Here is a 21,724-nt window from a genome sequence, read left to right on the forward strand (position 1 = left end):
CAAACACCACATGGACCTGAACTCACATGGCAACGCACAAAGACGTCAAGAAGGTCGTGCTCGCCTATTCCGGCGGACTCGACACCTCGATCATCCTGAAATGGCTGCAGACCGAACTCGGCGCTGAAGTCGTCACCTTCACCGCCGATCTCGGCCAGGGCGAGGAGCTGGAACCGGCGCGCCTGAAGGCCGAACAGGCGGGCGTGAAGGAAATCTTCATCGACGATGTGCGCGAGGAATTCGTCCGTGATTTCGTGTTCCCGATGTTCCGCGCCAATGCCGTCTATGAGGGCGTCTACCTGCTTGGCACCTCGATCGCCCGGCCGCTGATCTCCAAGCACCTGATCGAGATCGCCGAAAAGACCGGCGCCGACGCGATCGCCCATGGCGCAACCGGCAAGGGCAACGACCAGGTCCGTTTCGAAATGTCGGCCTATGCGCTCAACCCCGACATCAAGATCATCGCGCCTTGGCGCGACTGGACGTTCAAGAGCCGGACCGACCTTCTGGAATTCGCGGAAAGCCACCAGATCCAGATCGCCAAGAACAAGCGCGGCGAAGCGCCGTTCTCGGTCGACGCCAACCTGCTGCATTCCTCCTCCGAAGGTCGCGTGCTGGAAGACCCGGCCATCGAGGCCCCGGAATATGTGCATATGCGCACCGTCTCGCCGGAGGCCGCCCCCGACAAGGCGACGATCATCAAGGTCGGGTTTGAGAAGGGCGACGCCGTTTCGATCAATGGCGAGCGTCTGAGCCCGGCGACGATCCTTGCCAAGCTCAACGATTATGGCCGCGACAACGGCATCGGCCGTCTCGATCTGGTCGAAAACCGCTTCGTCGGTATGAAGTCGCGCGGCGTCTACGAGACCCCTGGCGGCACCATCCTGCTGGCCGCGCACCGCGCCATTGAATCCATCACGCTCGACCGGGGTGCGGCGCACCTGAAGGACGAGCTGATGCCGAAATATGCCGAGCTGATCTATTACGGCTTCTGGTTCTCGCCGGAACGGATGATGCTGCAGGCCGCGATCGACAAGAGCCAGGAGCATGTCGAGGGCGAGGTGACGCTGAAGCTCTACAAGGGCAATGTCATGGTCATCGGCCGCGAGAGCCCGAAATCGCTCTATTCCGAAGCCCTCGTCACCTTCGAGGACGACCACGGCGCCTACGACCAGAAGGACGCCGCCGGCTTCATCAAGCTCAATGCGCTGCGCCTGCGCACGCTCGCCAAGCGCGACCGGATGTGAGCAATCTTGCAAGACGAGGCGGCGACCCAGTTGCCTCGTCGACCTCGCCTCCGGGGACCTCACCCCGACGGCGTCAGACGATCTTTTCGAGCGTCAGATAGACCTGGCACAGCGCCACGGCGATATAGACACTGACGAACCAGTTGATGGCGCCGGTGATCGGGATGATGACGAGCCAGTAGAGCCATGTCGCATCGGAGAGTCCGAGCGGGCCGTCAATCTGGCCGAGCGCGAAACCGATGGCGAACACCGCCAGCGACAATAGCGTGAACCGCCATGCAAGCGAGCCGAAACTCGCCTGACCGCGCTTTCGCGCCGCCCGGAATGTCGGGTTTTGGCCATAGACATATGCCGGGAGCCATGTGCCGAAATAGGCAATGCCCCAGACCGCGGAAAGCTCGAGAAGCACGGTACCTCCGTAGATCAGGGCGATGCTGACGTTCACATTCGTCAGGTCGACAAGGGTCACGGCCAGAAGCAGCAGGATTGGAATGGCCACCGACATGGCCACGATGACAAGGTCGCGCCAGACGAAACCGAACAGTTCCGCAGGCGTGATCCCCGCGCCTGGGCTGAAGGGGTTCAAGGAGGCCTGTCGCAGGAGCCGCCTGTAGATGAGAAAGAGAACCGCGCTGCTTGCGACGACCTCCAGCAGGCTCGCGATGGCGGCGGGCGCGAGCGCGGGAAGAACCGCCGTCGCGACGATCACGATCGCAAAGAACCTGACATTGGCCCGCATGAAATCGAGCGCATTGCGCAACATGGCCTGTGTCCCCGGAATCACGATCTCAACCCTAGCGGGCTTACGCGGGAAATACCAGTAAAAGGCGATATGTCCGTTATTTTATCGCTGCGGAGCGCTGGGGGGCCTTGTTCCAGTCATCGCCGGCTGCAGGCGGTTCGGCCGGCTCCCGGATTTCCGGAGATGCCGGCTCTCGCGTTTCGATCAGGCGGAGCCAGAGATAGCAGGCCACCGCGATCGCGCCCATGGCCGGCACCATGATCTGCATGGCCAGCACAGGAGAGCCGAGAAGGGCGGCGATCATGCCGGTGACGAGGCCGGAGCCCATCTGCATGAAGCCCATCATCGCCGAGGCGGAGCCGGCGATATCGGGAAAGGGCAGCAGCGCGGCGTTGGTGATATAGGGCATCAGGAAGGCGATGCCGAAGGCGAAGCAGCCGACCGGCAGCATTACCGAAAGATAGGAGATCGGCAGGATCTCGGTGGAAATGGCCAGCGAGGCCGCTCCAATGCCGACGAAAACCAGGCCGAAGGCCACCTGCGCCTTCGAAGTGAACCAGCGGAGCAGAACGCGAAAAATCACCGAGCCGGAGAAATAGCAGCCGGTCTGCATCAGCATGCCGATGCCGAATTGCGAGGGCGTGAGGCCCGCAAGGTTGATCATCACGAAGGGCAGGATTGAGGCCAGCGCGTAAAGTGACCCGGTCGAGGCGGCGATCACCAGCGAGGACGCCATGAAATGCTGGCTGCGCAACAGCCGGCCATAGGCCTTCATAAGCGGCAGCGGCCGGGCCTTGGCGCGATCCGGTTTGCCGGTCTCGGCCATCAGCAGCAGCACCAGCGCGCCGAGCGTGAGGCCGAAGCCGATCATGGCGACAAAGATCGCCTTCCAGCCAATGAGATAAAGGATGATGCCGCCGAATGTCGGCGCGATCGCCGGTCCAACGGCGAGCATGATGCCGAGCATGTTGAGGATTCGTGACGCCGGCTCGCCGGTGAACTGGTCGCGCACGATAGCGCGGCCGACGGTCAACCCCACCGATGCGCCGATGCCCTGCACCAGCCGGCCCGCCAGCAGCATCGGCACGCTGACCGCGAAGGTGGCGAGAACGCTGCCGAGCAGATAGAGCGCCAGGAACCAGACGACGGTGCGCCGCCGCCCGAACGCGTCCGACAGCGGACCGGTGACCAGCATGGCGAAGGCGAAGCCGCCGAAATAAAGCGAGAGCGAAAGCTTGATCGCGCCATCGGTGGTGCCAAAGGCCTCCGTCAGCGCCGGCATGGCGGGCGTATAGAGCGACAGCGAGATTGGCCCGAGCATGGAGAGCGCCGCGCCCAGCACGCTTGTGCGGCGCTCGCTCATCAACGGTCGGGTTGTGGAATTCTGGCTCATCGTCCCGTCATCTCTCACAGTCGCGCGAAATTGTTGCGCATGGTTCTGAGCGCCCGTGAAAGCGCCTGCCTGTCGCTTTCGGGAAGGTCTGCCTGCAGGCGCGCCAGCAGATCGTCGGAATGCGCGCGGATGGCGGTCACCACGGCGTCGGCTTTCTCGGTCGTGGTCACGCATTTGGCGCGTCCATCTTTCGGGTCGGCGGTGCGCTTTATCAGCCCTGCCTTTTCCAGCCCGTCGACATAGCGCGACAGCGTCATCGGCTCGATGCCGAGCGCCACTGCGATCTCGCTCTGCCGGCCACCGTTGATGGCGGCGATGCGGGCAAGCGCGCGCGCCTCGCCAGGCGTCACGCCGAGCCCGCTTTTCGCGATCTCGCGTTCGAAGGCCGCGCGAAACAGCCGTGCGACGTCGTTCAGCAGGAAACCGATCCTGTCGGTCGGTGCTTGCGTCATTGGGTTTTTCCCGTGGTCGGCAATTTAATAAGCATTGCTTACTATTTTTTAAACGGTCGATCAAGGCCCTTGCCTTGAAGCCGCGTCTGCCGCACACACATGTTACGCCGCCAGGCAGCATGAAAGGACCGATGCGACATGACCAACCAGATCAACAGCGCCCTCATTCGCTGGGAAGGATTTTCCGGCCTGCCCGAATTCGACCGCATCGCGGACGGCGATTTCACTGCTGCCTTCGACTGGGCGATGGCCGACCATGATCGCGAGATCGACGCGATCGCGGCAAACCCGGATGCTCCGGATTTCGTCAACACGGTCGAGGCGCTGGAGGTTTCCGGCGATGCGCTGTCACGGGTCAGCGCCGTGTTCTTCACGCGCGCCGGGGCCGATACCAATCCGGAGGTCCAGAAGATAGAGCGGGAGATTGTTCCGAAGCTCTCCGGCCATTATTCCGCGATCGGCGCCAACAAGGCGCTGTTCCAGCGTATCGACACGCTCTGGCAGGCGCGCGATGGGCTGGGGCTGACCGGCGAGCAGTTGCGCGTTCTGGAGCGCCACTGGAAGGGTTTTGTCCGCTCCGGCGCAAAGCTTGAGGGCGCGGAGCAGGAACGGCTGGCCGCCGTTAATCGCCGGCTCGCCGAACTCGGCGCGGCCTTCGGCCAGAACGTGCTGGCCGACGAGAGCGACTGGGCGATGTTCCTGACGCAAGAAGATGAGCTTGCCGGTTTGCCCGACTTTCTGGTCGATGCGATGGCGGGCGCGGCCAGCGAGCGCGGCCGCGAGGGCCAATATGCCGTCACCCTGTCGCGCTCGATCGTGGAGCCGTTCCTCACGCTTTCGGCCCGCCGCGACCTGCGCGAAAAGGCGTTCCGGGCCTGGACCGCGCGCGGCCTGTCCGGTGGCGAGCACGACAACCGCGACATCATGAAGGAAACGCTGGCGCTCAGGGTCGAAAAGGCCGCACTTCTCGGCTACGAGAATTTCGCCGCGCTGAAGCTCGACAACACCATGGCGAAGACCGCGAACGCCGTCGATGCGCTGCTGATGGATGTCTGGGAAAAGGCCGTGAAGGCAGCGGCCGCCGATGAGGCGGAGCTGCGGGCGCTTGCCGCCGAGGAAGGTTACAACGGCGAGATCGAGGCCTGGGACTGGCGCTATTACTCCGAGAAACTGAAGGCCCGGAAATTTAATTTCTCCGAGAGCGAGGTGAAGCCCTATCTTCAGCTCGAAAAGATCATCGAGGCCTGTTTCTCGGTAGCCGAGCGCCTGTTCGGCATCCGCGCCGTGGCGAAGCCGGATGTGAAGGCCTATCATCCGGATGTGCGGGTCTATGAAATCCGCAATGCCGACGGCGATCTGATCGCGCTGTTCCTCGGCGATTATTTCAACCGCACCTCGAAACGCTCCGGCGCGTGGATGAACGCACTGCAGAGCCAGCACCGGCTGAAGCTGCCCAACGGCGCCGAGGGCGAGATACCGATCATCATCAATGTCTGCAACTTCGCCAAGCCCGCCGCCGGAAAGCCCGCCCTTCTGTCGCTGGACGACGCCCGCACGCTGTTCCATGAGTTCGGCCATGCGCTCCACGGCATGTTGTCGGATGTCACCTATCCGTCCGTCTCGGGCACCGGCGTCGACCGCGATTTCGTCGAACTGCCCTCCCAGCTTTACGAACACTGGCTGACCACGCCGGAGGTGCTGAAAACCTATGCGCTTCACGCCGAAACCGGCGCGCCGATGCCAGAGGCGCTGATGGACAAGGTGCTGGCCACCGCGACCTACGGCCAGGCCTTCGCGACCGTCGAATACACCGCCTGCGCGATCGTCGACATGCGCCTTCACACCGCCGAACACCCGCCGGCCGATCCGGTGGCGTTCCAGGAAGGCGTGCTCAACGCGATCGGCATGCCGAAGGCGATCGCGATGCGCCACGCGATCCCGCATTTTCTGCACATCTTCGCAGGCGACGGCTATTCGGCAGGATATTATTCCTACATGTGGTCCGAAGTGCTCGACGCCGACGCCTTCGAGGCCTTCGAGGAGGCGGGCGACGTCTTCGATCAGAAAACCGCCGGCAAGCTCAAGTCGGAAATCCTCACCAAAGGCGGCTCGGTCGCACCCGAGGCCGCCTATCAGGCCTTCCGCGGCCGCATGCCGGGCCCGGAGGCGATGCTGAAGGGGCGCGGGCTGGTGTAGGAGGTATGCAAATCGTATAGTTTATACAAAAACCGGAAGGTTCGTTAACCTGCCTCCCGTTTCAGGCAGCGAGTCAATCCTCTGCATTGATTTCCCCGGCATCAAGAAGGTTTCCTGTTATTCTTTGTCCTTCTGCTGCCATTTCGACTAAATCCGTCCCTGCCTGCAGAAGCTTCACCGCCGTGATATGTAACTCTCCTATTATATGCTGCTTCTTGTCGCTGGTCATGTCGATTTTTATGAATCGAAAGGACTCATCAGACTGGTCGAAATCGGAAAGCACTCCATGCGCTACATAATGGCGGACTTCGGACAATCCCTCTGATTTTGATATCAATGACAGAGCTTCCTCCTTGAATGGAGCAAGCGAGGAAAGTCGGTTGAAACACTTTCTTAGAAATTTGACTTTCCTAGAAAATTGACGAGGAAGCTCTGGCTCGACTTTATTTCCGCCATGATCGTGATAGGCGATTGCAGCCCACGCATCGAGAGAGTTTTCGACAAACGTCCAATTTGCAATGACCATGCCGACCATCGCGTAGAGATCGGGAATTACCTCTTTGGGTACGGAGCGATGTTTCTTGTCCATCTCAGATACCGACAAAAGGTCAGATCAAAAAAGATGAAGATGATCTGAAGTGGTTGTATGTATGATCCCGGTCAGACCCTAGTCTCATCAATCTGATTTCGTACTTTGAAGCAGCAAGGCTTTCAGCTGCACGTTGCGGATCAGAGCCCGATTTCGTGGGCGAAGGGCGGGTTGGCGCCGGCGCGGGAGACGGTGACGGCGGCGGCCTTTGCGCCGAGCGCAAGGGCGTCGCGGATGGCGTCGGCGGAAAGCGTCTTCACCTTGTCCTTGGTCAGCAGGCCGGCGAGGTCGAGCGAGGCGAGGATGCCGGCATCGAACGTGTCGCCGGCGCCGACGGTGTCGACCACCTCGACCTTTTCGCTTGGCACTTCGACCTTCTCATGCGCGGTATAGCCGATCGTGCTGTCGCTGCCGCGGGTGATGACGACGAGGCTGGCGCCGGCCGCAATCCAGTGGCGCGCCTTGTCGTCGAGCGAACCTTCGAGCCCGAACCAGTCGAGATCCTCATCGGAGAATTTCAGGATATCGGCCTTCGCCGCCATCCGCTCGATCCGGGCGCGGTGCTTGTCGGCGTCGGTGATGAAGCTCGGTCGGATATTCGGGTCGAGCGAAATCACGCGCTTTTCCGCCTCGCGCATCAACAGCGCCTCGTAGGTGGAGCCGCAGGGTTCGGGGATCAGGCTGATCGCGCCGAAATGCATGGCGCTGCAATCATCGCCGATCACCGGCAGGTCGGCTTCGGTGATCATCCGGCCGGCGGTGTTCTCGTCATAAAAGGCGTAGCTCGCCGCGCCGTTCACCAGCTTGACGAAGGCGAGCGTGGTGGGGCGGTCGGAAGTGGCGACATAGGAATGGTCGACATTGGAAGCGTCGAGCTTTTCGCGGATGATGTCGCCCATCAGGTCCGATGACAGGCCGGAGAAGAAGCCGGTCGGCCGGCCGAGCCGGGCAAGGGCGACGGCCGTGTTGCAGACGGCGCCGCCGGCATAGGGCGAAAACGCCGGCTCGCCTTTGGTGGTCTCACGGGGCAGCATGTCGATAAGGGCTTCGCCGCAGCACAGGATCATTATGTTCTCCCAGTTGTTTTCAGCGCGTCTCAGGCGGACAGTCGGTCAACGCCGCCGCGCGCCTTCGACCAGGCCATCGGCTGGTCGAGAAAATCGGCGACGGAATCGAGCGCCTTGTCATCGAACAGTTTCTTCTCCCGCGCCACCGCCAGCACGTTCTGCCAGGTCGCGATATAATGTAGGTCAACGCTGCCATCGGCGAAACGTTTCCCGGCTTCGGCGAAGATATCGTAATAAAACAGCGCCATGCCGTGATTGACGATGCCGCCGGCATTGCGGATCGCGTCGATGAAGTTGAACATCGAACCGCCGGCCGTGGTCAGGTCCTCGATCACCAGCACCCGCGCGCCTTCCGGCATATGGCCCTCGATCTGCGCGTTCTTGCCATAGCCCTTCGGCTTCTTGCGACAGTAGATCATCGGCAGGTCGAGGCGTTCGGCCAGAAAGGCGGCGAACGGAATGCCAGCGGTCTCGCCGCCGGCCACGCAGTCGAACTGCTCGAAGCCGGCCTCGGCCATGATCTTGGCGGCGGCGAAATCCATCAGGGTGGAGCGGATGCGCGGAAACGAGATCAGCCGGCGGCAGTCGATATAGACCGGGCTCACCAGACCGGAGGAGAGCTTGTAGGGCTCGTCGGGCGAAAAATGCACCGCCTCGATTTCCCACAGCATCCGGGCCATCAGATCGGCCATCACCTGCGGCTCGGCAAAACTCGCGCTCGTCATCTCGGTTCCTTTCGTCTGGCGGCCCTGTCTGTGGCTTGTCCGTGCCCTGTCTGGCGGGAAAAATCAATCGTCGGCACGGGAAAGATAGCGCTTTGGTGGCCCGAGGATAAGGAAACGATGCGGTATCGCAATGTCTGTGGGCGGTATCGACGGATTTTCCGAAGGCGAGGTGCTGATGACGGGCTTCGGCATCGCAGCCTTCTGCCCCTCGCCCCGGAGGGGAGAGGGTGGCGCGTATGCGCCGGGTGAGGGGAGACCCCCGGATAATGAAGTGACCCGCAGGTGCTTCAATCGTGGCGATGCTGCTTGCCCTCATCCGGCCTTCGGCCACCTTCTCCCCAAGGGGAGAAGGGGACGACTGAGAGGCCCGGCCATGCGGTTCCTCTCACACCTCCATCGAATATCCGGCACCGCGCACGGTGCGGATGACGTCGGGCATTTGCGAGAAGTTGAGGGCCTTGCGCAGCCGGCCGACATGGACGTCGACGGTGCGTTCGTCGACATAGATGTCATGGCCCCACACACCGTCGAGAAGCTGGGAGCGGGAGAACACCCTTCCGGGCGAGGTCATCAGGAATTCGAGCAGCCGGAACTCGGTCGGGCCGAGGCGGACTTCCTTGGCCTTGCGGTGGACGCGGTGGGTCTCGCGGTCAAGCTCGATATCGCCGCATTTGAGCACGCTGGAAAGCACTTCCGGCCGGGCGCGCCGCAGGATCGCCTTGACTCGGGCCATCAGTTCCGGGGTCGAGAACGGCTTGACGACATAGTCGTCGGCGCCGATCGCAAGCCCGCGCACCCGCTCGCTTTCCTCGCCGCGCGCCGTCAGCATGATGATCGGCAGGCGCTCGGTCTCCGGCCGCATCCTGAGCCTGCGGCAAAGCTCGATGCCGGAGACGCCGGGCAGCATCCAGTCGAGCAGCAGAAGGTCCGGCACCCGCTCCTGCAGCCTGAGTTCGGCCTCGTCGCCGCGCGCGATCGTCTCGACCTCGTAGCCTTCCGATTCGAGATTGTAGCGCAGCAGGACGCTCAGCGCTTCTTCATCTTCGACAACTGCAATCTTCGGAACCATCTCGTGCCTCTGTCAAATGGTTTCAGGATTTGCTTTCGCCGGAGCCGACCGAGGGCGACATGTCGTCCTTCGGGCGTTCTCCCTGCGGCTGCGAGCCGGTGGCGATGTAGTAGATCATTTCCGCAATATTGGTGGCGTGGTCGCCGATGCGCTCGATATTCTTGGCGCAGAACAGAAGATGCGTGCAGGTGGTGATGTTGCGCGGATCTTCCATCATGTAGGTCAGAAGCTCGCGGAACAGCGAGGTGTAGATCGCGTCGATCTCCTCGTCGCGCTCGCGGATCGAATTGGCCTTGTCGGCCTGGCGCGAGGTGTAGGCGTCGAGCACTTCCTTGAGCTGCAGCAGCGCCAGTTCCGACAGGTGCTCGATGCCGTGGGCGAGCTTGCGCGGAACCCCGGTGCCCTGCACCGAGATCACCCGCTTGGCGGTGTTCTTGGCCATGTCGCCGACGCGCTCGAGATCGGCGGCGATGCGGATCGCGCCCATGATCTCGCGCAGGTCCGCCGCCACCGGCTGACGGCGCGCGATGGTGACGATCGCCTTCTCGCCGACCTCGCGCTCGGCCTCGTCCAGCGCCAGATCCTCGGCGATCACCTTTTCGGCGAGTTCGGTATCGGTGTTGACCAGCGCCACGACGGATTGCGAGACCATCTCTTCCGCCATGCCGCCCATTTCGGAAATCCGGCGCTGGAGATATTTCAGCTCCTCGTCGAAGGCCGATATGATATGCGAGTGTGCCATCTGTGCGTCTCCTTAACCGAACCGGCCCATGATGTAGTCCTGGGTGCGCTGGTCCGCGGGATTGGTGAAAATCGTGTCGGTGTCGTCCTCCTCGACCATGTAGCCGAGATGGAACATCGCCGTGCGTTCGGAAACGCGCGCGGCCTGCTGCATCGAATGGGTCACCATCACGATGGTGTAGTTCTGCTTCAACTCGCTGATCAGTTCCTCCACGCGCGCGGTCGCGATCGGGTCGAGCGCCGAGCAGGGTTCGTCCATCAGGATCACCTCGGGGCTCACGGCAATGGCGCGGGCGATGCAGAGCCGCTGCTGCTGGCCGCCGGAAAGGCTGGTGCCGGGCTCGTGCAGCCGGTCCTTGACCTCGTTGAACAGGCCCGCCTTCTGCAGGCTGGTCTCGACGATCCGGTCGAAATCGGCGCGGTGACGGGCAAGGCCATGGATGCGCGGGCCGTAGGCGACGTTCTCGTAGATCGATTTCGGAAACGGGTTCGGGTTCTGGAACACCATGCCGACGCGGGCGCGCAGCTCCACCACATCGATGCCGGAAGTGTATATATCCTCGCCGTCGAGCGTGATCGTGCCGGTGACCCGGCAATTCTCGATCGTGTCGTTCATCCGGTTCAGCGTGCGCAGAAAGGTCGACTTGCCGCAGCCCGACGGGCCGATCAGCGCGGTCACGGCGTTGCGGCGGATGTTCAGGTTGACGTCGAACAGCGCCCGCTTCTGCCCGTAATAGACGGAAACATCCTTGCCGACCATCTTGTAGCTTTGTTCGTTCATGTTTCCGCTCATTGTTCTTTTCGCATCAAGGGTCATCTCCGTCTCCTACCAGCGCCGCTCGAAGCGGCGACGGAGAATGACCGCGGTCAGGTTCATCAGGATCAGGAATACCAGGAGCACGATGATCGCCGCCGAGGTGCGCTCGACAAAGGCGCGCTCGGCCTCGCCCGCCCACATGTAGATCTGCACCGGCAGCGCGGTCGAGGGATCGAGCGGGCTTGCCGGGTAATCCGCCACGAAGGCGACCATGCCGATCAGCAGCAGCGGCGCGGTTTCGCCGAGCGCGCGGGCCAGGCCGATGATCGTGCCGGTCAGGATGCCGGGCATGGCGAGCGGCAGCACGTGGTGGAACACCGCCTGCATTTTCGACGCGCCGACGCCGAGCGCCGCCGAACGGATCGACGGCGGCACGGCCTTCAGCGCCGAGCGGGTGGCGATGATGATTGTCGGCAGCGTCATCAGGGTCAGCACCAGCCCACCGACGAGTGCGGCCGAGCGCGGCAGGCCGAGAAAGCCGATGAACAGCGCCACGCCGAGCAGGCCGAAGACGATCGACGGCACGGCGGCGAGATTGTTGATATTGACCTCGATGACATCGGTGAACCGGTTCTTCGGCGCGAATTCCTCGAGATAGATCGCCGACGCCACGCCGAGCGGCAGGGACAATACCAGCACGATGCCCATCATGTAGAGCGTGCCGACGAAGGCAACGCCGATGCCCGCCGATTCCGGCCGCGAGGATGCGCCATGGGTGAAGAAGCCGGTGTTGAAGCTCTTGTGCAGCCGGCCTTCCGCCTTCAGTTCCGTCATCCACGCGGCTTGTTGATCCGAGACGCGGCGGCTGGTTTCCGGCAGCGAGAGATCGATCTGGCCCTTGTTGGCGGAATCGACATCGGCGGCGGCGAGCAGTTTCACGTCGACGGTCTTGCCGATCACCGACGGATCGTCCATCACCACGTCGCGCAGGTCAACGCGGGCCGAGCGCGAGACGAGCCGCATGGCTTCGCGCATCTCGGCGGCATTGGCGGGATCGAGATCGAGCGTTTTCGCCAGCGCGTCCTGCACCAGAGCCGGATAGTTCGCCGTCAGCAGCAGGCGCGGGTTTTCGTCGCGCAGGCCCTCGGGGTCGACCACCTGCTCCGAAAACGTGATCGGCAGCGTGATCGTGGTCTGCTGGAAGGCGGAAAAGCCCTTGCCGGCGACCGAGAACAGCAGCGCCGCCAGGAAGAACAGGCCGGCGAAGATCGCGAGGAAACCGAACACGCGGAACCGCCTTTCGGCGCGGTGGCGGCGTTTCAGCCCCTTGCGGCGGGTCTCGGTGACCGTGCGGCGGAAATCCCCCGCCTCGTTCGGGTTGGTGAAGGTCTCGCTCATGCGTACTGCTCCCGGTATTTGCGCACGACATAGAGCGCGTAGACATTGAGGCAGAGCGTGATCACGAACAGGGTCAGGCCGAGCGCGAAGGCCACCAGCGTCTGGGGCGTGTTGAATTCGAGGTCGCCGGTGAGCTGGTTGACGATCTTCACCGTCACCGTCGTCATCGGCTCGAACGGGTTGATCTGCAGATTGGCGGCAACGCCGGCGGCCAGCACCACGATCATGGTTTCGCCGATCGCGCGCGAGGCCGTCAAAAGCAGCGCGCCGACAATGCCCGGCAGCGCCGCCGGCAGAACCACGCGCTTGATGGTCTCCGATTGCGTCGCGCCAAGCCCGAGCGAGCCCTTGCGCAGGCTGTCGGGCACGGCGTTGATGATGTCATCGGAGAGCGAAGAAACGAAGGGAATCAGCATGATGCCCATCACCACGCCCGCCGTCAGCACCGACTGCGCCTCGATGAAATTGCGGTAATTGCCGGTGAACAGCCCGTTCAGCTCCACCGAGATATCGCGCAGCAGCGGGCCGACCGTGATCAGCGCGAAAAAGCCGTAGACGATGGTCGGAATGCCGGCGAGAACCTCCAGCAGCGGCTTGGCGATCGAACGCAGCCGGCCGCTGGCATATTCCGACATGTAGATCGCCGCATAGAGCCCGATCGGCACGGCCACCGCCATCGCCACCGCGGAAATATAGATCGTGCCGGCCAGAAGTGGGATCAGGCCGAACTGGCCGGGCGAGGCGGTTTCGCCGGCTGCGGCAAAGCGCGGATCCCATACCGTGCCGAAGAAGAAATCCATCGGCGAGACCTGGGCGAAGAAGCGCAACGATTCCGACAGCATCGACAGCACGATGCCAACGGTCGTCAGGATCGCGATGGTGGAGGCGAGAAGCAGGGCCCCCAGCACCACCTGCTCGACGCGGTTGCGGGCCTGGAACTGCGGCTTGACCGCGCGGAAGGAGAGCGCCAGCGAGACAAACGCGACGGCCAGCACGGCGGCCGCCATGGCGTAGCTGCTTTTCGCCGAAAGCGCGTTCATCCGCTCCGCCGAGGCCAGCACGAAGGGCTGCGGATTGGCGGCCAGCGGAATGCCGCTTCTGGCAAGCACCGCGCGAAGCTGGCTTGAATCTTCCGCCACGCGTTCGCGCGCAGCATCGGGCAGTTGCCGCAGGCCGTAGGCGACGGAAGTGACGGTGTTGAAGGTCAGGCTCTGGGCCGAGGCCGGCTGCTCTTTCACGCTTTCGGGAAAATCCTCCCGGATCTCCGCGCCGATCAGAAGCGGGCTCGCCACCATCCATACCGCCATCAGGAGCACGGCCGGAACGACGGTCGCGATCGTCACGAAGCTTGCGTGATGGCTCGGCCGGGAGTTGATCCTCCCGGCATCGGCTAGCGCATAGGCTTTTGCGCGGGCGGCGAAGAAGCCCCCTGCGCTGAGAAGCACGATGAGCGCCAGTATGATCAAAAACACATGCATATTCGGACCATCCGGGGCCTGGAGCCCCATTGCCCCGCCACCGGCGGGCATTGAATTCACATACGCGCTACTGCGTCTGCTGCAGCGTCACGCCCGCATCGAAAGCGGCCTTGGTTGCCGCGCGTTCCGCTTCCGAAGCCGGCACGAGGCCATATTCGGCAAGCGGGCCATAGGGCCCGGCCATGTCGTCGGAGAGGAAGAAATCGACATATTCCTTGAGGCCCGCGATCGCGCCGACATGGGCATTCTTGACGTAGAAATAGAGCGGCCGCGAGACCGGGTATTCGCCGGAGCCGACGGTCGCGAGCGTCGGCGTGACGCCGTCGATCGTCGCCACGTTCAGCTTGTCGGTATTGTTGTCGTAGAACGACAGGCCGAAGACGCCGAGCGCCGAGCGGTTGGCGGCGACCCGCGCCAGCGTTTCGGTATAGTCGCCGTCAATGCCCGGCGCGCGGCCATCCTTGCGCACGGCAATGCATTTTTGCTCGCCCTGCTTCTCGCCGAATTCCTTCGTGAGAAAATCGACAGCGCCCGACTCTTCGCAGCCGACCGCCAGCACCTTTTCCTCGAACACTTCGCGGGTGCCGTGCTTTTCGCCTGGTATATAGGCGGTGATCTCGACATCGGGCAGCGCCGGATTGACTTGCGCCCAGCGGGTATAGGGGTTTTCCACGAGCTTGCCGTCGATCACCAGTTCAGCGGCGAGCGCCTTATAGAGATCAAGCGGCGTAAGCGCCATCGGTTCCATCGCGGCGTCGGTGGCGAACACGATGCCGTCATAACCGAACACGATCTCGGAAATGCCGGTGACGCCGTTCTTGGCGCAGTTTTCGCGCTCGCCCTCGCGCATTGGCCGCGAGGCATTGGCGATATCGATGGTGCGCGGGCCGACGCCCTTGCAGAATTCCTTGAGCCCGGCCGACGAGCCGCCCGATTCCACGATCGGCGTCTTGTAGTCGGGATAGATCTCACCAAAGGTCTCCGCCACGATCTTGGCATAGGGCAGCACGGTGGAGGAGCCGGCGATCTGGATCTGGCTGCGCGCCAGCGCCGGCGCGGCAAAGGCAAGCGTGGCGGCAAGCGTCACGATCGGCAGGATGAATGGCTTCATGGCTGGCTCGCCTCTTGCGGCTTTGCGGTGCCCTCTCGGGTTGACCCGGTTTTATGTCATTTTTACTTCAGTTTTATGACAGTCTATCCCTATGAAAAACATCAGGATTTGACTTTGACGCCGTCGTCAGAACCGGACGGTGAAGGTTGTGCCATGGCCGACTTCGGATTTCACCGAGAGCCGGGCGCGGTGGCGGGTGAGGATGTGCTTGACGATCGCCAGCCCAAGGCCGGTGCCCTTCTTCGAACGGCTGTCGGCGACCGAGACGCGATAGAAGCGCTCCGTCAGTCGCGGCACGTGTTCGGAGGGGATGCCGGGGCCGTGGTCGACCACGGAAACCTCGGCGCCGGAGGGCGAAAGCGGCTTGAGATAGACCTCGACCTTGCCGCCCTCGGAGCCGTATTTGCAGGCGTTCTCGATCAGGTTTTCGAACACTTCCACCAGCTCGTCCTTGTCGCCGTTCACCGTCACCGGCTCCTCGGGCATGAACAGGTGGATCGATACTTCCAGATCCTCGGCCAGCGGCAGCAGGCTGTCGCGGACATGGCCGAGCAGGGCGTTGAGCGTGACCGTCTGGTCCGGCGGCAGATGCGCCTTGGCCTCGAGCCGCGACAGGCTCATCAGGTCGTCGACCAGGCGGCTCATCCGTGTCGCCTGGTCGAGCATGATCGGCAGGAACCGCTCCTGCGCCTTCACGTCATGCTTGGCCGGGCCCTGCAGCGTTTCGATATAGCCGCGCAGCGAGGCGAGCGGGGTTCTGAGTTCGTGGCTGGCATTGGCGACGAAGTCGGAGCGCATGCGATCGATCCGGCGGGCCTCGGAAACATCGCGCAGCACCAGCATGAACACCGGCCTCTCCGCATCGGAAACCGGCGCGCTGCGCACCAGATAAACGCGCTCTGAAGGCAGCCGCTCGGAATATTCGATCTGGTTGACCCTGCCATTCGCCAGCGTGTCGCGGATGATGTCGAGCACGCCGGGGGCGCGCATGCGCGCCGAGATGTGGGAGCCAAGCGGGAACTTTCCGAATGTGTCGCTCGCCGAGCGGTTCTGGAACAGAACCGTGCCGTCGGGGGCCAGAAGATAGATCGCAAGGTCGATTTCATCGAGCAGGCCGGGAAGGTCGCCGAAATCGAAGGCGAGCACGGTCTCCAGACTGTCGGGAACGCTCTCCTCCTCCGCGGCCAGCCTGGGCCGGATGGCGGCAATGGCGGCAGCGCAGACGATGAGCCAGGCGGAAATGACGGCAAGGGCCGGGAGCGCACCGTCATAGAGCGCAAGCAGCGCCACCGCCGTCGTTGCAAGCAACACGAACCACGCCGCGGCCATGCGCGAGGCAATGCCGCTCAGAATGCCTTCCACACGGTTCACCCGATGCTCCCGAAATCTCCTGAACTGCGCCTACTATACGCATTTTGTAACAGGAATATTGATGACGGGAAAATAATCGGGATGGCGAGTCCACCTTGATTAAGGGGCAATGCATGTGTCCTTCAGCAGGGCCGGAAAGCCGCCTTTTTTCTCGTTCAACCGGAACCCGAACGGCTGCGCTTGATTGAAGTCAAGGCAGGGCAGCCTCGCTCGCATATTGATGAACCATGCCAGCAGCCACGAACAAATCCGAATTGCTCGCGGTCTTTGACAAGGACCTTGCGAAGCTGAGAAAGACGCTCGACGCGGTCGATGAAGACACGTCGACCTTGTCTGCGCCTGATGACGCCGTCACGGTCAAGGGTATCATCGCCCACCGAACACATTGGATGGGCATGTTCCATCGCTGGTATGAAGACGGTGTTGCCGGCCGGGAGGTGTTCGTGCCGGCCAAGGGCTACAAGTGGAATCAGCTCAAGGCCTATAACGCGCCGGTTTATGCGAAGGGCGACGAAACGCCCTGGCCCGACCTGCTGTCGGCGTTCGACGCTGCCTGCGACAGGTTGCGGTCGTTTATCGTCGCTCGTGATCATCACGAACTGTATACTGATGGCGTTTACACCTGGACCGGAAGGTGGACGCTGGGCCGGTATGCCGAAGCCACCGGACCATCCCATTTCCGGTCTGCGAACAGTTATATCCGCAAGGCGTTGAAGGCTGCGCGATAGGCGTCTCGCGTCGCTCGTTGTGCGGGTTTTAAGCCGGCTCGAAAAGCGCCGCGATTTCCATCTCCGGCACCAGCACCAGTCCCTTGTCGGTGATCCGGATTTCGGGGATGACGGACAGCGGGATCAGGTTGAAGCCCATATAGGGGATCGCGCAGCCGGCCTCTTCCCAGGCGAGTTTCAGCACGCGCAGGTCGTCGGCCACGTCGTGAACGCGCTTGTCGGACAGAAGTCCCGCGATCGGCAGTTCCACCATGGCGCGGACCTTGCCATCGGCGACGACGCAGACGCCGCCCTGCTTTTCCTCGATGGCCCTGAGTGCGACCTGCATGTCGGCCTCATTGGTGCCGGCGACGATGATGTTGTGGCTGTCATGGCCAACGGAGGAGGCGACCGCGCCGCGCTTCAGCGAGAAATTCGACAACAGGCCGTGGGCGACATTGCCATCGGATTTGCCGTGACGCTCGACCACGGCGACGAAGCAGAGATCGTGGCGGTCGAAATGGCTCTGCCAGTCATTGGCCGGCTCCAGCTCGATGACCTCGTGAACCGCCATAATTCCCGGCAGTTCGGTGCGGATGCAGTGCGCCTTGACGCGCTCGACCGGCAGGTCGGGGATGAGCTTCACCTCCCTCGGCAGCTTGACGGTGTGATAAGCGGCATCGGGATAGCGCCAGCGTTCCGACAGCGCCTCATCGAGCGCGGCGGTCACTTTGCGGTCCTCGACCATCAGCTCGCCGCCATACCAGGTGTTGATCGGCTGCAGCGTGTCGTCGAGCAGCACCAGATCGGCGCGCCTGCCGCCGCCGAGCCCGCCGATCTCGTCGCCGAGGCCGAAGCGGGTGGCGCCGTGGAGCGAACCCATGGCCCAGGCCTGTTCCGGTTTCATCCCGGCCTTCACCGCCTGGCGCGTCACCCAGTCCTGACCGAACATCAGCAGGTCGTCGGCATCGCGGTCGTCGGTGCAGACAGCGACGCGCTTGTGGGAGGCGCCGAGCTCGGTGATCGCCTTGATCGCTTCCGGCAGCGAATGCCATGGCGTGGTCGGCGGACCGCCGCGCAGGAAGATCCACACGCCGGCCTCCAGCAGGTCGTTGGCGATCTCGCGGTCGATCGCCTCATGGGTGTCGGTCACGCCGGCGGCGGCATAGGCAGCCACGAAATCGCGGCCATAGACATGGCCGGAAACCGGACGGCCGCGTTTCAGCGCCTCGGCGATGATCGCATGCGAGCGCTCGTCGCTCATGGCAACGGGCACGAAATCCATCTTCTCGCCGAGCGCCAGCGCCTCCGGCCATTTGTCGAAGATCGCGGCGATCTTGTCCGGCGTCAGGTCGCCGCCGGCGGTTTCCATCGCGGCGGATGTCGCCGGCACGGTCGAGGGCACGGTCAGGTAGATCGAAAGCGGCGCCTGACGGGCATCCTCCAGCATCGCTTCGACGCCGGCGACATCCATGACATTGCCGATTTCGTGGCTATCGCAGAAGATCGTGGTGGTGCCGTTCAAAAGCGCCGCCTCGGCATAGGCGCAGGCCGTCACCATGCTGCTCTCGATATGCAGATGCGGGTCGACGAGGCCGGGGGCGATGATGCCGCCGTTGACGTCATAGCTTGCGGCGAGGCGCCCCTGATAGCTGCCGGCGGGCTTCACGGCGGCGATCCGTCCGCCGGAAAGCCAGATTTCCCGGTGGTCGAGGATCCGCTCGCTATAGGTCGACAGCACCCGCGCGCCGGCGATCACCAGATCGGGATCGGCGCGACCGGAGGCGACGTCGGCGAGCTTTCGGGTCATGTCGGAAAGGGGGGCAACGGAAAAGCGGGTCAGTGTGCTCATGCTCGGCTCTCATGCTGTTTGAACCCGCGAGGCTATAGGCCCGTTGGCTGACGGTCCAGCCCCTTATCGCGCACGCTCAGATGGCGCGGGCCTTGGCGATGGCTTCTTCAAGAAGCGCGCGGTCGAGAACGCCCGGATAGACCGTCCGTCCGATCACGAAGGACGGCGTGCCGTTGAACTGGAAGGCTTCGGCCTGGTGGTAGTTGCGGTCCAGAAGGGCCCCGATCGCATCCTGGTTTTTCGAGACGCTTGCGGCGATCGCATCGAAATCGAGCCCGGCATCGGTCAGGATTTCCTCGACCTTTTCATGGCTCAGCCTGGTATTGGCCCGCATCAGCGCGTCGAGCGCGGTCTCGTAGTCGCCAAGCGCCGCCGCGCCCTGCACCGCCTGGGCCGCATAGACCGAGACCGGCCCGAAGATCGGCCAGTCCTTCATCACCAGTTTGACATTGCCGTCCTTGGCCACGACATCGCGGATCATCGGATAGTCGCGCTTGCAATAGCTGCACTGGAAATCGAAATACTCGACCACCGTCACGTCGCCCTCGGGATTGCCGAGCACGGGGGCCGCCGGATCGGCGAACACCTCTTCCGGGGATGGCTCATGGGCATGGGCAGTCCGCAGAGGCAAGGCCGAAAGCCCGCCGGCAGCCAGTATTCCCGTCAAAATCGTGCGTCTGTCGATCATCTTCGTCTCCGCGTTATTGCCCCGGCAGTAGACTGCTCGAACTGTGGCAAGGCAAGCGGCGAGGCGGGAAAACAGCGGCCTGTCCGCTCACATTAACGCGAGGGCGCAGGCGAGGTGATCAGCCAGCAAGGCTTTGCGATACTTGGATCGTTCCTGAAAAGCGTGGCGATGCGCGAGCTACGATAAAAATATCTGATTGCCGCATGCGAAATTGAAATTGGACAGGCTTTGCCTAGTTCCGGTTTCCTGCTGGTTGAAATCAATGGGAGCCCTTCTGTGAGCGATAAAAAACTTTATCTCAAATTCGTTGATGCTGATGTTCAGGGCATAATTTCCCTTTATTGGGAAAACGCCCCCGAAACCTGCGCTGCCCTGTGGGGCGCGCTCGAAAAGCCGATCCAGTGGCCGGCGACCCATGCGATTTTCTCCGGGCCGGAAATCATGATGGGCCTGCCCGAGGAAGCGCGCAATTTCGACCCGACCAAATTGCCGCCGGAAAACCAGACCATCCTGCCCGAGCCCGGCGAACTGCTGTGGTTCTATCAGCCGAAGAACTTCTTCAAGATCGATCCCGACGAGTTCTGGGAGATCGGCATGTTCTACGGCGTCGGCGGGCGCACTTTTGGCCCGACCGGGTGGATACCCTGCACCTATTTCGGCAAGATGACGGAAAATCTCGAGGCGGTCGCGGCCCAGTGCCGGCTGATCCGCACCGAGGGCGCAAAGAAAGTGGAGATCGGGCGCCTCGCCTGATGATCCGACAACCAAGAGGAAGGGAATAGCATGAAACTTGTTACAGCAATGCTGGCCGGTGCTTCGGTCCTCACCGCCGTACCTGCCCTGGCCGCGGAAATCACCATTAATTCCTTCGGCGGCGCTTACGAGGAGGCGCACCGCAAATGCGTGATCGATCCGTTCACGGCCGAAACCGGCGCCGACGTCAAGATCGTCACCGCCTATTCGGCGGACGCCTTTGCCCAGCTTCGCGCCCAGAAGGACGCGCCGCAATATGACGTGATCCATTTCTCCGGCGGCCAGGAAATCGTCGGCGCCGAGGAAGGTCTGCTTGCGCCGATCGATGCGGCGAAACTCAGCAATGCGGCCGACCTCTACCCCTTCGCCGGGGCCAATATGGCCAAGGGCGAAGGCCCGGCCTACCAGATCGCCGCCATCGGCCTGCTCTATAACAGCGACGAGCTTTCCGAGGCGCCCACCAAATGGGCCGACCTGATGGAGCCAGACATGGCGGAAGGTCTGGTGCTGACCGATATTTCCAACACCTACGGCCTGTTCGGCTTCCTGATGCTGAACCAGATTGCCGGCGGCGACCTCGACAACATCCAGCCGGGCCTCGACGCGGTCAAGGCGATGCTTGAAAACGGCGCCTTCGTGGTTTCGAAATCGCCGGAAATCCAGCAGGCCTTTGCCCAGGGCGGCACCTTCGTGGCGCCTTACGCTTCCGACTATGCCTATACGCTGAGAAAGGCCGGCCTTCCGGTCAAGTTCCAGCAGGGCGCGGAAGGCACGCCGGCAAGCTACATCACCGCCAATCTGGTGGCCGGCCGCGACAATCAGGACCTGGCGCTGAAGTTCATCGATACCGAGCTTTCGCCGGAGGCCCAGGCCTGCTTTGCCGAGGCGCTGCGCTACACGCCCACCAATTCCAAGACCGAACTGCCGGCAGAGGTTGCCGCCGACGTCGCCTATGGCGAGGAAGGCGTGGCAAGCCTGCTGCGTTTCGACCCCGAAACGATCGAGGCCAACCGCGCCGACTGGGTCGTCGAATGGAACAAGGCAATCGCGCAATAAGGCGGTGCGCCGGCCCCGCATCCCGGCTTGGCCGGGGTGCGGGGTGAATCATGAGCTGGGGTGGCGGATCTGGGTTGGATCGCACACCTTTCAACAACTACTCTCCCGCCTTAAGGGGGATATTGCATTTGGCCCTGCGGCTCGCTCCAAATACTCTCTCCCGCTTGCGGGAGAGATGCCCCGAAAGGGGCAGTGAGGGTGGCGCGGCATTTCAAACCGTGAGGGCGTTCGTGGTGATGGACTCCCCCCTCACTGTCGCTTTCGCGACATCTCTCCCCTCCGGGGCGAGAAGGTTGGCGGGCTGGTTGGGTGCGTTATGATAGACGCTTGCG

The 21,724-nt window shown here is 62.8% G+C and carries 20 protein-coding genes; 5 read left to right on the forward strand and 15 right to left on the reverse strand.

The genetic code is table 11. The features are described from left to right. The first annotated feature begins 26 nt into the window (after positions 1 to 26). Entirely contained in the window at positions 27 to 1,247 is a 1,221-nt protein-coding gene (locus tag K7H91_RS10175; protein ID WP_230720116.1) for an argininosuccinate synthase, read from the forward strand. A gap of 73 nt (positions 1,248 to 1,320) precedes the next feature. Here the strand turns inward: K7H91_RS10175 and K7H91_RS10180 are convergent, their stop codons facing one another. The 3 genes from K7H91_RS10180 to K7H91_RS10190 all read right to left on the reverse strand — a co-directional run bounded on the left by K7H91_RS10180 (position 1,321) and on the right by K7H91_RS10190 (position 3,834). Next, on the reverse strand, positions 1,321 to 2,010 hold the full coding sequence (locus tag K7H91_RS10180; protein WP_230720117.1) for a hypothetical protein: 690 nt from the start codon (positions 2,008 to 2,010) through the stop codon (positions 1,321 to 1,323). Between the two features lie 76 nt (positions 2,011 to 2,086). Then, positions 2,087 to 3,382 carry a multidrug effflux MFS transporter gene (locus tag K7H91_RS10185; RefSeq protein WP_230720118.1) on the reverse strand — a complete coding sequence of 432 codons (1,296 nt, stop codon included), beginning with the start codon at positions 3,380 to 3,382 and terminating at the stop codon, positions 2,087 to 2,089. 14 nt (positions 3,383 to 3,396) lie between these two features. Then, on the reverse strand, positions 3,397 to 3,834 hold the full coding sequence (locus tag K7H91_RS10190; RefSeq protein ID WP_230720119.1) for a MarR family winged helix-turn-helix transcriptional regulator: 438 nt from the start codon (positions 3,832 to 3,834) through the stop codon (positions 3,397 to 3,399). Between the two features lie 138 nt (positions 3,835 to 3,972). On the opposite strand from K7H91_RS10190, the gene K7H91_RS10195 reads away from it, so the two are divergent. After that, positions 3,973 to 6,030, forward strand: coding sequence for a M3 family metallopeptidase (locus tag K7H91_RS10195; RefSeq protein ID WP_230720120.1), 2,058 nt, complete (start codon positions 3,973 to 3,975; stop codon positions 6,028 to 6,030). Between the two features lie 73 nt (positions 6,031 to 6,103). Here the strand turns inward: K7H91_RS10195 and K7H91_RS10200 are convergent, their stop codons facing one another. From K7H91_RS10200 to phoR, 10 genes are all read right to left on the reverse strand, one after another. Then, the gene (locus tag K7H91_RS10200) at positions 6,104 to 6,619 is read right to left on the reverse strand and encodes a hypothetical protein (protein WP_230720121.1); all 516 of its coding nucleotides are present in this window, start codon (positions 6,617 to 6,619) and stop codon (positions 6,104 to 6,106) included. Positions 6,620 to 6,759: 140 nt separating this feature from the next. Further along, positions 6,760 to 7,686: a carbohydrate kinase family protein gene (locus K7H91_RS10205; protein ID WP_230720122.1), complete on the reverse strand. Its 927-nt coding sequence runs from the start codon at positions 7,684 to 7,686 to the stop codon at positions 6,760 to 6,762. A gap of 29 nt (positions 7,687 to 7,715) precedes the next feature. Further along, on the reverse strand, positions 7,716 to 8,411 hold the full coding sequence (locus tag K7H91_RS10210) for an orotate phosphoribosyltransferase (protein ID WP_230720123.1): 696 nt from the start codon (positions 8,409 to 8,411) through the stop codon (positions 7,716 to 7,718). Between the two features lie 385 nt (positions 8,412 to 8,796). Continuing rightward, on the reverse strand, positions 8,797 to 9,480 hold the full coding sequence (gene phoB, locus K7H91_RS10215) for a phosphate regulon transcriptional regulator PhoB (RefSeq protein WP_230720124.1): 684 nt from the start codon (positions 9,478 to 9,480) through the stop codon (positions 8,797 to 8,799). A 22-nt stretch (positions 9,481 to 9,502) separates the two neighbouring features. Beyond that, positions 9,503 to 10,222: a phosphate signaling complex protein PhoU gene (gene phoU, locus K7H91_RS10220; RefSeq protein WP_018065335.1), complete on the reverse strand. Its 720-nt coding sequence runs from the start codon at positions 10,220 to 10,222 to the stop codon at positions 9,503 to 9,505. A 12-nt stretch (positions 10,223 to 10,234) separates the two neighbouring features. Then, on the reverse strand, positions 10,235 to 11,038 hold the full coding sequence (pstB, locus tag K7H91_RS10225) for a phosphate ABC transporter ATP-binding protein PstB (protein WP_419197471.1): 804 nt from the start codon (positions 11,036 to 11,038) through the stop codon (positions 10,235 to 10,237). Between the two features lie 9 nt (positions 11,039 to 11,047). Further along, on the reverse strand, positions 11,048 to 12,376 hold the full coding sequence (gene pstA / locus K7H91_RS10230) for a phosphate ABC transporter permease PstA (protein WP_230720125.1): 1,329 nt from the start codon (positions 12,374 to 12,376) through the stop codon (positions 11,048 to 11,050). Beyond that, the gene (gene pstC / locus K7H91_RS10235) at positions 12,373 to 13,854 is read right to left on the reverse strand and encodes a phosphate ABC transporter permease subunit PstC (protein WP_230720126.1); all 1,482 of its coding nucleotides are present in this window, start codon (positions 13,852 to 13,854) and stop codon (positions 12,373 to 12,375) included. The genes pstA and pstC overlap by 4 nt, the downstream gene beginning before the upstream one ends. Before the next feature lie 67 nt (positions 13,855 to 13,921). After that, positions 13,922 to 14,965 carry a PstS family phosphate ABC transporter substrate-binding protein gene (locus tag K7H91_RS10240; RefSeq protein ID WP_230720127.1) on the reverse strand — a complete coding sequence of 348 codons (1,044 nt, stop codon included), beginning with the start codon at positions 14,963 to 14,965 and terminating at the stop codon, positions 13,922 to 13,924. A gap of 126 nt (positions 14,966 to 15,091) precedes the next feature. Further along, on the reverse strand, positions 15,092 to 16,327 hold the full coding sequence (phoR, locus tag K7H91_RS10245) for a phosphate regulon sensor histidine kinase PhoR (RefSeq protein WP_230720141.1): 1,236 nt from the start codon (positions 16,325 to 16,327) through the stop codon (positions 15,092 to 15,094). Positions 16,328 to 16,563: 236 nt separating this feature from the next. Between phoR and K7H91_RS10250 the strand changes: the two genes are divergently transcribed. Further along, on the forward strand, positions 16,564 to 17,064 hold the full coding sequence (locus K7H91_RS10250) for a ClbS/DfsB family four-helix bundle protein (protein WP_230720128.1): 501 nt from the start codon (positions 16,564 to 16,566) through the stop codon (positions 17,062 to 17,064). Between the two features lie 28 nt (positions 17,065 to 17,092). Here the strand turns inward: K7H91_RS10250 and K7H91_RS10255 are convergent, their stop codons facing one another. Continuing rightward, complete coding sequence (locus tag K7H91_RS10255; RefSeq protein ID WP_230720129.1) at positions 17,093 to 18,895, reverse strand: adenine deaminase; 1,803 nt, start codon at positions 18,893 to 18,895, stop codon at positions 17,093 to 17,095. Positions 18,896 to 18,971: 76 nt separating this feature from the next. Beyond that, on the reverse strand, positions 18,972 to 19,583 hold the full coding sequence (locus K7H91_RS10260; protein ID WP_230720130.1) for a DsbA family protein: 612 nt from the start codon (positions 19,581 to 19,583) through the stop codon (positions 18,972 to 18,974). Between the two features lie 276 nt (positions 19,584 to 19,859). Between K7H91_RS10260 and K7H91_RS10265 the strand changes: the two genes are divergently transcribed. Together K7H91_RS10265 and K7H91_RS10270 are read left to right on the forward strand one after the other, a co-directional pair. Next, complete coding sequence (locus K7H91_RS10265) at positions 19,860 to 20,336, forward strand: DUF3830 family protein (RefSeq protein WP_230720131.1); 477 nt, start codon at positions 19,860 to 19,862, stop codon at positions 20,334 to 20,336. 30 nt (positions 20,337 to 20,366) lie between these two features. Beyond that, positions 20,367 to 21,392 carry an ABC transporter substrate-binding protein gene (locus K7H91_RS10270; RefSeq protein ID WP_230720132.1) on the forward strand — a complete coding sequence of 342 codons (1,026 nt, stop codon included), beginning with the start codon at positions 20,367 to 20,369 and terminating at the stop codon, positions 21,390 to 21,392. Positions 21,393 to 21,724: the final 332 nt, after the last annotated feature.

Origin of the sequence: Martelella mediterranea (assembly GCF_021021415.1) — a bacterium.
In the GTDB taxonomy this organism is placed as follows: Bacteria; Pseudomonadota; Alphaproteobacteria; order Rhizobiales; family Rhizobiaceae; genus Martelella; species Martelella mediterranea_C.